The sequence below is a fragment of the Psychrobacillus sp. FSL H8-0483 genome, from assembly GCF_038637725.1.
In the GTDB taxonomy this organism is placed as follows: Bacteria; Bacillota; Bacilli; order Bacillales_A; family Planococcaceae; genus Psychrobacillus.
Genome location: NZ_CP152052.1, coordinates 2,406,688 through 2,418,732 on the forward strand (window position 1 = coordinate 2,406,688; position 12,045 = coordinate 2,418,732).

15 protein-coding genes are annotated in these 12,045 nt (G+C 37.2%); 7 read left to right on the forward strand and 8 right to left on the reverse strand.

Annotation, left to right across the window (positions count from 1 at the left end; translation table 11 throughout):
* Positions 1-84: 84 nt before the first annotated feature.
* Positions 85-1,080 (forward strand): iron-siderophore ABC transporter substrate-binding protein, encoded by a 996-nt coding sequence (locus tag MHB48_RS11425; protein ID WP_342601361.1) that lies wholly within the window; start codon positions 85-87, stop codon positions 1,078-1,080.
* A 70-nt stretch (positions 1,081-1,150) separates the two neighbouring features.
* On the opposite strand, the gene MHB48_RS11430 is transcribed toward MHB48_RS11425, so the two are convergent.
* Positions 1,151-1,660, reverse strand: a complete 510-nt coding sequence (locus MHB48_RS11430; RefSeq protein WP_342598209.1) for a TetR/AcrR family transcriptional regulator — start codon at positions 1,658-1,660, stop codon at positions 1,151-1,153.
* Positions 1,661-1,774: 114 nt separating this feature from the next.
* On the opposite strand from MHB48_RS11430, the gene MHB48_RS11435 reads away from it, so the two are divergent.
* The gene (locus MHB48_RS11435) at positions 1,775-2,113 is read left to right on the forward strand and encodes a VOC family protein (protein WP_340921380.1); all 339 of its coding nucleotides are present in this window, start codon (positions 1,775-1,777) and stop codon (positions 2,111-2,113) included.
* A 46-nt stretch (positions 2,114-2,159) separates the two neighbouring features.
* Here the strand turns inward: MHB48_RS11435 and MHB48_RS11440 are convergent, their stop codons facing one another.
* Positions 2,160-2,588: a hypothetical protein gene (locus MHB48_RS11440; protein ID WP_342598210.1), complete on the reverse strand. Its 429-nt coding sequence runs from the start codon at positions 2,586-2,588 to the stop codon at positions 2,160-2,162.
* Positions 2,589-2,746: 158 nt separating this feature from the next.
* On the opposite strand from MHB48_RS11440, the gene MHB48_RS11445 reads away from it, so the two are divergent.
* On the forward strand, positions 2,747-3,448 hold the full coding sequence (locus tag MHB48_RS11445; protein ID WP_342598211.1) for a peptidase E: 702 nt from the start codon (positions 2,747-2,749) through the stop codon (positions 3,446-3,448).
* 473 nt (positions 3,449-3,921) lie between these two features.
* On the opposite strand, the gene MHB48_RS11450 is transcribed toward MHB48_RS11445, so the two are convergent.
* Both MHB48_RS11450 and MHB48_RS11455 read right to left on the reverse strand, forming a co-directional pair.
* Positions 3,922-4,362, reverse strand: coding sequence for a GNAT family N-acetyltransferase (locus MHB48_RS11450; protein WP_342598212.1), 441 nt, complete (start codon positions 4,360-4,362; stop codon positions 3,922-3,924).
* The gene (locus tag MHB48_RS11455; RefSeq protein WP_342598213.1) at positions 4,359-4,778 is read right to left on the reverse strand and encodes a GNAT family N-acetyltransferase; all 420 of its coding nucleotides are present in this window, start codon (positions 4,776-4,778) and stop codon (positions 4,359-4,361) included. The genes MHB48_RS11450 and MHB48_RS11455 overlap by 4 nt, the downstream gene beginning before the upstream one ends.
* Positions 4,779-4,870: 92 nt before the next feature.
* Here MHB48_RS11455 and MHB48_RS11460 point away from each other — a divergent pair, with 92 nt between their 5' ends.
* Positions 4,871-6,250: a PLP-dependent aminotransferase family protein gene (locus tag MHB48_RS11460; protein WP_342598214.1), complete on the forward strand. Its 1,380-nt coding sequence runs from the start codon at positions 4,871-4,873 to the stop codon at positions 6,248-6,250.
* A 360-nt stretch (positions 6,251-6,610) separates the two neighbouring features.
* On the forward strand, positions 6,611-6,775 hold the full coding sequence (locus tag MHB48_RS11465) for an aspartyl-phosphate phosphatase Spo0E family protein (protein ID WP_342598215.1): 165 nt from the start codon (positions 6,611-6,613) through the stop codon (positions 6,773-6,775).
* Positions 6,776-6,887: 112 nt separating this feature from the next.
* Here MHB48_RS11465 and MHB48_RS11470 read toward each other — a convergent pair whose 3' ends face one another.
* The 3 genes from MHB48_RS11470 to MHB48_RS11480 are packed head-to-tail and all read right to left on the reverse strand — an operon-like array spanning position 6,888 to position 9,402.
* The gene (locus MHB48_RS11470) at positions 6,888-7,670 is read right to left on the reverse strand and encodes a GNAT family N-acetyltransferase (protein ID WP_342598216.1); all 783 of its coding nucleotides are present in this window, start codon (positions 7,668-7,670) and stop codon (positions 6,888-6,890) included.
* A gap of 48 nt (positions 7,671-7,718) precedes the next feature.
* Positions 7,719-8,471: an SDR family NAD(P)-dependent oxidoreductase gene (locus MHB48_RS11475; protein ID WP_342598217.1), complete on the reverse strand. Its 753-nt coding sequence runs from the start codon at positions 8,469-8,471 to the stop codon at positions 7,719-7,721.
* Positions 8,458-9,402: an MBL fold metallo-hydrolase gene (locus MHB48_RS11480; protein ID WP_342598218.1), complete on the reverse strand. Its 945-nt coding sequence runs from the start codon at positions 9,400-9,402 to the stop codon at positions 8,458-8,460. The genes MHB48_RS11475 and MHB48_RS11480 overlap by 14 nt, the downstream gene beginning before the upstream one ends.
* Before the next feature lie 380 nt (positions 9,403-9,782).
* Here MHB48_RS11480 and proC point away from each other — a divergent pair, with 380 nt between their 5' ends.
* On the forward strand, positions 9,783-10,601 hold the full coding sequence (gene proC / locus MHB48_RS11485; protein WP_342598219.1) for a pyrroline-5-carboxylate reductase: 819 nt from the start codon (positions 9,783-9,785) through the stop codon (positions 10,599-10,601).
* A gap of 56 nt (positions 10,602-10,657) precedes the next feature.
* Entirely contained in the window at positions 10,658-10,813 is a 156-nt protein-coding gene (locus MHB48_RS11490; RefSeq protein WP_342598220.1) for a hypothetical protein, read from the forward strand.
* A 183-nt stretch (positions 10,814-10,996) separates the two neighbouring features.
* Here MHB48_RS11490 and rnz read toward each other — a convergent pair whose 3' ends face one another.
* The gene (gene rnz / locus MHB48_RS11495) at positions 10,997-11,941 is read right to left on the reverse strand and encodes a ribonuclease Z (protein WP_342598221.1); all 945 of its coding nucleotides are present in this window, start codon (positions 11,939-11,941) and stop codon (positions 10,997-10,999) included.
* Positions 11,942-12,045: the final 104 nt, after the last annotated feature.

Here is a 12,045-nt window from a genome sequence, read left to right on the forward strand (position 1 = left end):
GTTGACAGTTTGATATTTTAATTTTATGATTAGTTTGCTAATGTAATTGATTATCATTATCAATAAATTTGGAGGTTACGAATGATGAAGAATATTAAGTCCCTTTGCGCCATGATGGCACTACTTGCAATTTTACTTCTTACGGCTTGTGGAAGTAACACAGGTGACCAATCCGCAGAAAAAGAAAATAAGGAAGAAAATAAAGCAGATACTAGCTATACCGTAGAACATGCAATGGGTACGACAACGTTGGAAAAAACGCCAGAAAGAGTAGTGATTCTGACAAATGAAGGTACTGAGGCACTTCTTGCTTTAGGCGTTAAGCCAGTTGGGGCAGTTCAATCTTGGCTTGGAGATCCTTGGTACGATCATATTAAATCGGACATGGATGGTGTCGAAGTTGTTGGTGTAGAAAGTGAAGTAAACTTAGAAAAGATTGCATCTTTAAAGCCAGATTTAATAATTGGAAATAAAATTCGTCAAGAAGCTGTATACGATCAATTAAATGCTATAGCTCCAACAGTGTTTGCTGAAACACTTAGAGGAGATTGGAAAGAGAACTTCAAATTATACGCTAAAGCTTTAAACCTTGAAGAAAAAGGCGACGATGTATTAGCGCAATATGATACAAAAATTGAAGATGTAAAAGTAAAACTTGGAGATAAAGTAAACCAAGAAGTTTCTGTTGTACGTTTCATGGCAGGTACTACTCGCATTTATTATACTGATTCATTCTCGGGCGTTATTTTTGACCAATTAGGATTTAAACGAGTAGAGCAACAAGAAGAGCTTTTCGCGAATGACACGAAACTAGGAAACCTAGCAATCGAGGTAGGCAAAGAACTTATTCCTAAAATGGATGGGGATCTAATATTCTACTTTACTTACGCTCCTTCAGGAGATCCACAAGCAATAAGTACTGCAAAAGAGTGGACAAATGATCCTCTTTGGCAAAACTTAAATGCTGTTAAAAATGGAAATGCATACGAAGTTAGTGATGCGACATGGAATACTGCTGGTGGTATATTAGCAGCAAACGAAATGCTTGATGATCTTGTAAAAATTTTAACAGAACAATAATTACTTAAAAAGTGGCCTTTCTCTGTCATATCAGGGAAAGGCCATTTTTATAATTATTCTGACGTTCTTTTTAGCTTCTAAAAAGCCATTTTACTAAATTTTTCCCCTGTTCATGAGTTATCTGGTCCGATGAAATTGCATTCAAAATAGAACGCCAGGAAGAAAGGACAACTATATCAAGCGGAAGGTTTTCTTTTTGTAGCATGTATGTTAAAAACTCCTCTACCTTATCTTGATTAGTATATGGTTTTTCTTCACTTAACAACTTACAAATCTTCATTTTCACTGCAAAGTTTATTCCTGTTACAAGTGCTGCCTCCAATGCTTCTCCCTCTTGATCAAATAAAGAAGCTGCTCCCTCCATTCTATCAATTATTCTTTGTTCCATATCGGTTCTAATAATCTCATAAAGCTTTGCTTTAGACCCAAAATGGTGATAGACGACACCTGTAGTCATGTCCGCCATTGCAGCCAACTCTGCAATATTAACCCCTCTGAAGCCTTTTAAACTAAATTCTTCTAACGCTACTTTAATGATTTTTTCTTTGTTCGTTCCAGGTATAGGTATCCAATTTTTCATACGTTCATTATATCGTATCCACTATACAACGTAAATGAATTACGCTTGACATAACTCAATTACGTAATACATAATTAGATTATTCTTAAAATACAAAACATTGGAGGAAGGTATATGAAATTAGTATTTATGGATTATCCAGTCGAAAATCTTAAAGAATCACTTGCTTTTTATCGTGATGTATTAGGTTTTGAAGAAGCTTGGCGAGAAGGAGATCATACCGTTGCATTAAAAATGCCAGGTTCAGAGGTACAATTAATGATAGAAAATGATGAGGTAGGCTTAACTCCTGGAGCAGTTTTTTTAGTTGATAGTGTAGACCAGTACTTTGAGGACAATAAAGACACAATAAAATTCATTAAAGAGCCTATCGATATTCCTCCTGGCCGTTATGCTATTTTCCAAGACAACTCTGGAAATCTAATAAGAATTTTAGACTTTACTAAAGAATAATAAAAATAATGCCAAATATAAAAATTATATCTGGCATTATTCGAGCTTAAACCTTCAATTTCGTTACTAATTGATCCATTAATTGCAAATTATTCACATATAAATAAATTGCTGCAGCTATCAATAACACGGAAAGCACACACATAATCGTGAATTCCTCTTTTAATCTACTAACAAAATTTACAGCTAAAATTATTAATACTATTAGAATAAAAATGTAAATAATCAACTCTATTTCTTTCCATTTATTTATCACATTACGTAACAAAGCGATTCTAATTTCATTTTCAGTGGTGACTTCTACAGTAAATGCTTCTGTTTGTAATAGACCATTTTTGGAGATTGTCACCTTGTTATCATTCATTTCTTCCAATGAGTAACCACCAGGAAAGAAAATAAAAAACGTAAGTATTATAATAATCCCAATTCCCACCGAAATCCCTACATGCTTCGGCAACACACTCTCATTAAGCAAGATTCTCCCCTCCCTACTTTATGTATACATTTCCAATCACACTATCGTTACTATCTTTCCTAATATTCTCTATATCCCTTAATAAATCCTTTAAACGACCTGGGAAGGATATTATTCAAGCTATGTAGTATTAGTTATATAGAGGAAGGATGAGATCAATGAGACAAATTATTGCAATGGGCGGCGGTGGTTTCTCTATGGAAGCCGAAAACTTATTACTTGATCAATACATTCTAGCTCAGGCAAAGAAAGAATTACCGAAGATTTGCTTTGTTCCGACTGCTAGTGGAGATCAAGATAATTACGTGAAAAGATTTTATTTAGCATTTAATAGTTTGCCATGTAAGGCAACACACTTATCGTTATTTGAGCCAAACTTTGAGGATTTAGAAGCATACGTACTGGAACAAGATATTATTTATGTTGGCGGAGGCAATACAAGAAATCTGCTTACCCTGTGGAAAGAGTGGGGTTTAGACCATTTGCTGAAAAAAGCATATCAAAGCGAGATAATTCTTGCTGGACTTAGCGCTGGATCCATCTGTTGGTTCGAAGAAGGTTTAACCGACCCATTAAATGCCCCTCTATACAAAATGGATTGCTTAGGATTTTTAAAAGGCAGCAATTGTCCACATTATAACGGTGAAAGTAAAAGAAAACCTGCTTATCATGATTTGATTTCTAAGGGTGAAATGCAAGCAGTCTATGCAGCAGAAGATGGCGTTGCTTTACACTTTATAGATGATTCTTACTATACAGCGGTGAGCTCTAGAAGAAATGCCAAAGCTTATTTCGTTACAAATAAATCTGGAGCGGCTGTAGAAACCGAGGTTAATACAACTTATTTAGGTGCTGATTAAGGGCTTCCATTTATCGTGGGAACCCTTTTTTACTGATCAAATCCTAATCTTTCTTTTACATATGGAAAACCAAAAGATTCGACAAAGAACTCCCCTTCTTAGAGGATGAAAAACATACGTTTTTAAAACAGTAAAATCTTTTTAAACAGAAATCCGTTTCAGATTGACGGCGAATATCGTTGTGGCACTTTGTATTTCCATGCCAAGTGTGATTGGAGAGGAAGGCGGCGACTCCAGCGGGAAAAGCGCGTCCAGGTGAGACCCCGCAGGAGCTTGCGACGAGGAGGCTCACGGACCGCCCGCGGAAAGCGTCCGCCTGCAACGGAATCACCTAGATGTTATATTTAATCAAAAAGCGAGTTATCGTTCAAGAACTAGCTAAGAAATAATTTATTGACTATTATAGTGGCCACCTTCTCAGGAGGCCTTTTTGGATTTATGACCGGATAGTATCTTTACCACCTATATTTAAATCATAAATATTTTATATAACAATCATTTTCATGATCTAGTTGCATACCCATTTGCTCATACAAAGCTTTTGCAGTATGGTTGTTAGTTGCTGTTTGTAACAGGACAAATCTTGCTTTTTCCATTCCACAAAAACGAAAAGCTTGCTCCATTAGAACTTTCCCTACCCCTTTTCCTCTATAGGTCGTATCTACATATAAATCATTTAAAACAAAAGCTCGTTGCATACCTACAGAAGTAAAAAATGGATATAACTGCACAAACCCTATTGCTATATCTTCCTCATATGCCATAAAAATAACGGATTCATCCTTTTGAATCCTTGCTTTTAAAAACTCTTTTGCTCCTTCTATATCACTTGGCTGATCATAAAATATTCGATACGCATTAAATAGTGGAGTGAGATCCTCCAGACAACTGATATTCCCTTTTATAACGTTCACCAGTCAATCCCCTTTCTAAATGAGTAGCACCATTTATGGAATCCCATCTTATCTTCATAAAATCGATGTGCTTCGGTTCGTTGTATACCTGATTCTAATGCAATATAAGTAAACTGATGTTTTTCTGCATATCTAATAAGAGCTGCGATAAGCTTTTTCCCATACCCTTTAGACCTCTCTTTTTCGTCTGTTACAAAATCATGGACAAATAGGTGTCTTTCATTGTAAAAGTTATGGCGTTCTTCAAAGCCGATAAATGCCTTAGGCACCCCATCAAACACTACCCACCCTTGATAATTGGGCATTTGTTGTAAATGTTCAAAATAACTTTCTTCTGTTAAATGAGTGCGCAATTGGTTAATAAGCGAAAAGGACACTTTCCAATCATCTTTCGTTTGTACTTTTTGAACTTGCATATTCTTCACTCCTTTCCTATAGTATTCACTAGAAGTGACATTACAAAAAGATACAGATTAAACACTTTCAACATGTCAGTTAGGAGTACATTATGAAAGAATTATTGATTCATCTACATGAAAACAGTCCAAAGTATAAACAAATTTACCATTCCATACGTACACTTATTGAAAATGGAAAACTGAAAGCTAACACAAAACTCCCTTCCATTCGACAACTTGCAGATATTTTAGATGTTAGTCGAAACACAACTCTAATTGCATATGAACAGTTATTGGCAGAAGGCTATATTCGAAGTGAGCATAAAAGAGGCTATTTTGTCACAACATTTGAGCCAATTGGAGTATCGACGACCATTCAGAGTGTACAGAATATATTTACAGCTGAACCGAAGATGATGGTTGATTTTCGAGCAGGAACAGTAGACCAACAGGCATTTCCCATAAAAGCTTGGAGAAAATGTGTCAATGAAGTATTAAAAGAAGACACTGTATATACTTACGGTGATAAACAAGGAGATTCATTATTACGCGAGAAAATTGCACATTATTTATTACAATCTAGAGGTATAGAGACTAGTCAAGATTCAATTATCATTGGTAGTAGTACACAACAATTATTAATGCACTTGGCAATTTTATTGAAACAAGAATATGCTTCCATTGCAGTTGAAAATCCAGGATATGATGGAGCTCGGACCGTTTTTCAGTTAAACGGATATCAAATTAACTCGATTGATGTAACAGCGAAAGGCCTATGTATGAATCAACTCGAGAAAAGTGACTCTAAGCTAGTATATATTACACCATCCCATCAGTTCCCAACAGGTGTGACCCTACCAATTACTGAACGGCTTCAATTACTGAAATGGGCACACGATCAAAATGGCTATATTATAGAAGATGATTACGATAGCGAATTTCGGTATCAGCAACAACCATTTCCAGCACTTACGTCACTTCAACAAGAAGCACGTGTTATCTATATAAGCACATTTTCAAAGGCGTTTTTACCATCCATTCGGTTAAGTTACATGGTGCTTCCTACAGAATTACTTTATCGATACAAACAGCAATTCGAGGGTGTGGAACAAACAGCTTCAAGCATTCATCAGCGGACAATGGCTTATTTTATGGAACGCGGCTATTGGGATTCCCATATTCGGAAGATGCGTGCAACATATAAACGCAAAATGCAAACACTTGTTACTGCTTTACAAGGGGCTTTCGGTGAAAGTATTCAAATTATTGGCCCGTATTCAGGGCTATATATTTTAATCCAATTAAAGTACTCTATTAGCGAAGAAACACTTATTAAACGAGCACTTGACCATGGAGTAAAGGTTTATCCGACTGCACATTACTTCGCGAAAGAGCAAAATCATGGAGCTATGCTTCAACTTGGATTTAGTAATTTATCAACGGATCAAATTCTCTTAGGAGTTCAATTGTTAAAAGAATCCTGGTCATAAAGACCTTGGCCAGGAGGTTTCTCTGTTACTGAGTGTTAGCTTTCCACTTAGCCTATTGGAATTTAACATATAGTCATATAGTCTCGGTTTATATCGAGTTGTTCTCAGGTTTTGAAAATTGGTCTCTTTTTCTAGCTGCTTCGTCTTGATTCCGACATTTCGGGTCTCATTCTGCCATTTTTTGTCAACGTATGAAACGGCGATTTGTTACTATTATTACAAATTTATTACATATGCCATTCCCTACACACTTTGACAAAATTTGCGTTTAATATGTCGTACAATGGACAAGTTGCTTCCCTACATTCTAGAAAATATCCTCATGATTTGAAGCTAAATATACTATATGGAGGAAGTTTTGTGAAAAGCGTAATGAACAAAAAGGCACTGTTGATTCAGATTGGAATTAAGAGAAAAGTCATGTATCGAAAGGCGAAAATGCTAGGATTTACTCATCCAATGGTGGTCGCGTGCAGTCAAGAACTAGATCAATTACTCAATAGATATCAAGGCTTAGCTTCTTGAAAGGAATGAATATTTTCATAAGAAATAAAACGATTAGTCGAGAGAAAGTATCGACTAATCGTTTTTTATTTGGAGGTGAGCTTACTAATGGATAATTTCATCCACACCCTACTCAGCTTTGGATTTCTTTAATACTTCTTCCTCCTAAAAATGCGTGACCCATTTTTAGTTTTACAACTGTATGAAATCCATATTTTTGATACACTTTTTCTATTTTCTCATTGATTGGAAATACCCAAAGGTTTTCTATACCTTTTTTGGCAACTTCCATTTGAATATATTGAATAAGCTCTCCGATTAATCCTCTACCTCTAAATTCTTCCAAGGTAGCTACACTCTCTAGACGAGCTTGATTGTCTTGAAAAAAGATACAAGCAGTTGCACAGGCAATGCCATTGTATCGGAGTAAATAGTGAACAAAACTTGGATGGTCAAATTCCTGTTCAAACGCTTTTTCCCTAACCGCTTTACCACCAAACTCTTTTATACTGCATTCAATATTTAAAGCTTCTATATAATTATTTTTAGTTACAAGTTCAATTACCACGCGCTCATTCTTTTCTATTTTCAACATCTTTTTGTCCCACAATTGAACAGGGCTAATTAATTCTTCATAGCCAAAATTATTTAATGTTAATGTGGAAATAAGATCTCGTTGGTTTTCTAAATCATACAAATAAAATCTTGGTATAATCTTTTTAGTTTCATAATAGCGAACCACTTCGTCAATTATTAACTGAGAATTAGCACTAGCCTCACTAATATGTGCATGGTTTGCATCATAGTATGTTGGCTGGCTTTCATTACAGAATAATGATCCCCAAGCGGTATCCGTTCGTTTGGTAAAGCTCTCTAAGTAAGCAAAATTTAACTTAATAATATCTTGTAACATCATGTTGAAATTCCTCCTGAACTAAACAGTGAATAAATAAAGAGTAAAAGACTATTTTTTATTAAAGAATCCTTTTCCAAGGGTTTCCACGGTCTTTGGAAAAACAGCGTAGAGCCTACTTGTAAGACTCATATACGACGGTAGATCTACTTCCCGAACTGGATGGTTTATCGCTTTAACTATGGCAGAAACCACTTTTCTGGGTGATAAAAGATGTTTACTTAGCTTTTCTCGATAATTTCCCGTTTGATCCGCTAAATCAAGAAATGGAGTATCAATTGGTCCTGGATTGATCGTCGTAATTTGAATCCCATATTCTTTAAGCTCCATTCGAACGGCATTGGCGAATCCGAGAATTGCATGCTTCGAGGCGGCATAAACGGATGCCTTTGGTGTTGCGACTTTACCAGCTTGCGACGCGACAAAAATGATATGGCCACTCCCTCTTTCTTTCATTTTGATTGCAAAATGCTTAGTAAGGACCATGGGTGCCAATACATTCACCTGCATCATTTGCGTCATGTCATCCTCTTCTAATTCCGTTATATAAGCAAAAGTACCAACGCCGGCACAGAGAACGATTGTATCTGGCGTACCCATTTCATGAAATAACTCGTCAAAAGATTGTTCCGTTGTTAAATCTGCCTGTATAGTATGTATGCCAAGTTGTGCCAACTCCTCTAATACTTGAACCTTACGACCAGTTGCCCACACTTCATGCCCCTCTGTTTGGAGCTCTTTTGCAAGCATTAAACCGACGCCACTTGTAGCCCCGGTAATCAATAGTTTCTTACGCTTGCTCATACAATAAAATTCCTTTCTCGTTTTGATGCTCTTTTATAAGCCCTTCATCCATCAGATAATCGACTTGACCGATCGTTTCAGAAAGTGTTAAACCAAGCTCTTTCTCGTAAACTTTTGGGAATAGTTGCTGTGTAAGTTCATAGATTGTTTTTTCTCCATCTTTCATCATATCCAGTACTTTAAATGCACGCTCTTTTTGTTTTTCTAGTCTAGAAGAAATGAGATCGGATACATTGTATACTTCATTGCCATGTCCACTATAGATTTTTTGTACATCCAACGATTGAACTCGTTTTAAGGATGCGTTATACTGCAGCATCGATTTTGAACGCGCTGCTCCTCTTTCGATTGGCGGTTCGATTAACGGATTAGATGAGATTTTTTCTAATATGTGATCTCCGCCAATTAGGACACCAGATTGTTCGGACCATAACGAAATATGACTTTGGGCGTGCCCAAGCGTTTCTATTACTTGAAAATTGGGATGCCCTGGTAGCTCATCTCCTTCTGCTAAAAAGCGGTCCAGCGGGCGGTTTCCAATTAAATTCAGGGGTCGTCGCATTTTTTCCACCCATGCCAGATAAAGAGCAGGTACCCCTTCTTCTATTAGGCATTGTTTGTAAAACTCATCATGGTATTGTAAGAAATCTTCATCCTTCGTTAGCCACACTTGGTTATAGACATGCCCTAAAATGGTCGCTTGTTCGAATGCATCCACCCAGCCAGCATGATCCGGGTGATGATGTGTAAGGACGACTTGTTCGATATCGGACAGACTGTAGCCTGCTTCTTGTATACCAGCCTTTAAAGCAAGTAATGCTTGTTCTGTTTTAGGACCAGCATCGACTAATGTTAATACGTCCCCCTTGATAAGATAAGAATTTACATCTCCTACTGCAAATGGTGTTGGAATGATGATTTTATGTATCATTTGATAGATCCCCCTTTTAATGAATGGCTATTCATTCTATTGTACAGACTTTTACATAATCAGTCACTAATTTGTCATTGACTTTTATTTGAAACAACCATATAATTTCTATAATTCAGATAATAAAAGCCAAGATGAAGAATAGTACATATATGATGGAGTTAAAGAGAGTGAAATGACCCGCTGCAATTTTCACCTCCCGCTCATATGTAGAACCTACTTCGGAGCTACTGTGTAAACATAGTCGTTTCCTTCGCGATAAGAAGGTATAAGTTGTGCTGATTATCAGCAAATTTAGGTGGTACCGCGGAAAACATGCGTTTTCGTCCTTATTTTATTAGGATGAGAGCGCTTTTTTTATTGACCAAAAGAGGAGTGGATTGTATATGACGAAGATCGTATTTGTTGGAGCAGGAGCGATGGCCGAAGCAATTATCAAGGGTTTGACGAAGAAGGAAAAAGTATCGCCAGAGCAGATTCATGTGACAAACAAATCGGACTTGGAGCAGCTTAAGCATTTAGAAAGCACGTATCATGTACAACTAGTGTGCGCAGAAAAGAAAGCCTTAACAGAAGCAGACATCGTCTTTTTAGCTATGAAACCGAAAGATGCAGTAGATGCTTGCCAAGAAATAGCTGCATTTATTAACAAAGAAGCAACGATTATCTCGGTTATTGCAGGTGTGTCCATTCAAACAATTACCGCTCATCTTGGTTCACGCCCTATTGCACGTGTAATGCCGAATACATCCGCAGCTGTAGGCTTAAGCGCATCCGCCGTTAGCTGGAATGACTTAGTTTCAGAGGAATCAAAACTAGGGATAATTGACTTATTAGAATCTATTGGAACAGTAAAGGCTGTTGTAGAAGAGGATTTACATGTGGTTACCGCATTAGCTGGAAGTGGGCCTGCTTATTTATACTTTTTTGCAGAGCAGTTTGAAGCAGCAGCTGTAGAGCATGGTATGAACCAAGCTGATGCCCGCCAATTATTCATCCAAACGATGGAAGGTGCAGCACAGATGCTGAAAAAAGGTGATGTCGAGCCGGCAGAACTCCGCAAAAAAGTAACGAGTCCAGGTGGTACAACAGAAGCTGGAATTGAACAGCTAGTAAAGCACAAAGTAGACGAAGCAATTTTCGCATGCATTGACGCAGCGCAAAAAAAATCACGTGAACTCGGGAAGCAGTACGAGTAATGATGGATTATTTGGGTTAAACGAGACTAAACGAATAGAAAGGTGAATACGAACAGATGGATAACTCATATGTTGTTGGCTGGGGAACACTTGCCTTGATCAATGCTGGAATTGCACAAGGAAAAAATAGAAGCGGACTCAATTGGTTCCTTCTTTCACTCCTCCTTGGACCAATTGCAACGCTGAGCTTAGTTTTATTTGATAAAAAATAGGGTAAGTAGATCATGTGTACCTGTCGAAAATCCGCTCGCTTTCCGCGGCCGAACTGCCAAGCCTCCTTGAGACAACAGGATGGTGGTCACAAAATATTTTCTTCTAAAAACGACAGCCTAATTTTACAGAGCTAAAAAATATAAAGAATCCGAGTGTGATCAATTATTCACTCGGATTCTTTATTAATTTCCTCGTTTAACTAAGGTACGATCGGACCAATCAAATTCAGCAAAGTCATCTGCTACATAGACTGGAAAATCGTAATGCTCTACCTGTGCAAGCATTTCCTTCATATCCGATGGCATAAATCGGGCACTTATATGATTGATGATTAAATGCTTTGCATTTGCTTCTTTACATACATTAGCCGCATCAACAATCGTGGAATGTCCATAAAGCCTAGCTAGTTCAGCAGTCTCTAAATCGAATGTCCCTTCATGCACCACAATGTCCGATCCATTACTTAACAAAATAGAGTTCTCACAAAATTTTGTATCGCCTAAGATTGTCACTTGGAAACCTTCTTTTGGTTTACCTGTCACCTCTGCACTTTTCACAATACGTCCATCTACAAGCTCTACATCCTTGCCTTCTTTTAATTGTCTCAATAAATGGCCTCTCGGAACCCCTAGAGCATCTGTTTTTTCAATAAGCAACTCAGGCGAAAGTGTCTTTTGAGTCACTTTGTATCCAAAACAAGGGATAACATGTTCGAGTGGTTTTGCTTCTACGATAAATTGGTCATCCTCGAAAATAATGCCTTCTTCTATTTCGTTAATCGTTAGTGGATATTTAACATACGTTTTGGAAGTGGCTAGTGTCAGTTCGATCCAAGCCTTGATTCCTTTTGGTCCGTATATGGTAAGTGGTTCATTTCCACCTAGAAACGATCGAGAGCCCAATAAACCAGGCAACCCATAAATATGGTCTCCGTGTAAATGGGTTATAAATAGTTTTTCTAGTTTTCTTGGCTTAAGTGTTGTATGAAGGATTTGATGTTGTGTTGCTTCCCCGCAATCAAACATCCAAAATGTGCCTCGTTCATCTAGTAATTTTAAAACAGTTGCTGTCGTATTTCGTTGTTTCGACGGCATTCCTGCTCCCGTTCCTAAAAATAATAATTGCATAGTGTAACCTGCTTTCTTGATCATCTAAAAAATCTATACTAAAACACGTTCTGGATTAATTAGAATTCTTTTTCACATTCGTTTCATCATACGGCAATGTTGTT

What these genes read in the sequence shown, in the direction of transcription:
- MHB48_RS11425 (WP_342601361.1), top strand. Translation starts at nt 85, where the DNA reads ATGAAGAATATTAAGTCCCTTTGCGCCATGATGGCACTACTTGCAATT.
- MHB48_RS11430 (WP_342598209.1), bottom strand. Translation starts at nt 1,660, where the DNA reads ATGAAAAATTGGATACCTATACCTGGAACGAACAAAGAAAAAATCATT.
- MHB48_RS11435 (WP_340921380.1), top strand. Translation starts at nt 1,775, where the DNA reads ATGAAATTAGTATTTATGGATTATCCAGTCGAAAATCTTAAAGAATCA.
- MHB48_RS11445 (WP_342598211.1), top strand. Translation starts at nt 2,747, where the DNA reads ATGAGACAAATTATTGCAATGGGCGGCGGTGGTTTCTCTATGGAAGCC.
- MHB48_RS11455 (WP_342598213.1), bottom strand. Translation starts at nt 4,778, where the DNA reads ATGCAAGTTCAAAAAGTACAAACGAAAGATGATTGGAAAGTGTCCTTT.
- MHB48_RS11460 (WP_342598214.1), top strand. Translation starts at nt 4,871, where the DNA reads ATGAAAGAATTATTGATTCATCTACATGAAAACAGTCCAAAGTATAAA.
- MHB48_RS11470 (WP_342598216.1), bottom strand. Translation starts at nt 7,670, where the DNA reads ATGATGTTACAAGATATTATTAAGTTAAATTTTGCTTACTTAGAGAGC.
- MHB48_RS11475 (WP_342598217.1), bottom strand. Translation starts at nt 8,471, where the DNA reads ATGAGCAAGCGTAAGAAACTATTGATTACCGGGGCTACAAGTGGCGTC.
- MHB48_RS11480 (WP_342598218.1), bottom strand. Translation starts at nt 9,402, where the DNA reads ATGATACATAAAATCATCATTCCAACACCATTTGCAGTAGGAGATGTA.
- MHB48_RS11490 (WP_342598220.1), top strand. Translation starts at nt 10,658, where the DNA reads ATGGATAACTCATATGTTGTTGGCTGGGGAACACTTGCCTTGATCAAT.
- rnz (WP_342598221.1), bottom strand. Translation starts at nt 11,941, where the DNA reads ATGCAATTATTATTTTTAGGAACGGGAGCAGGAATGCCGTCGAAACAA.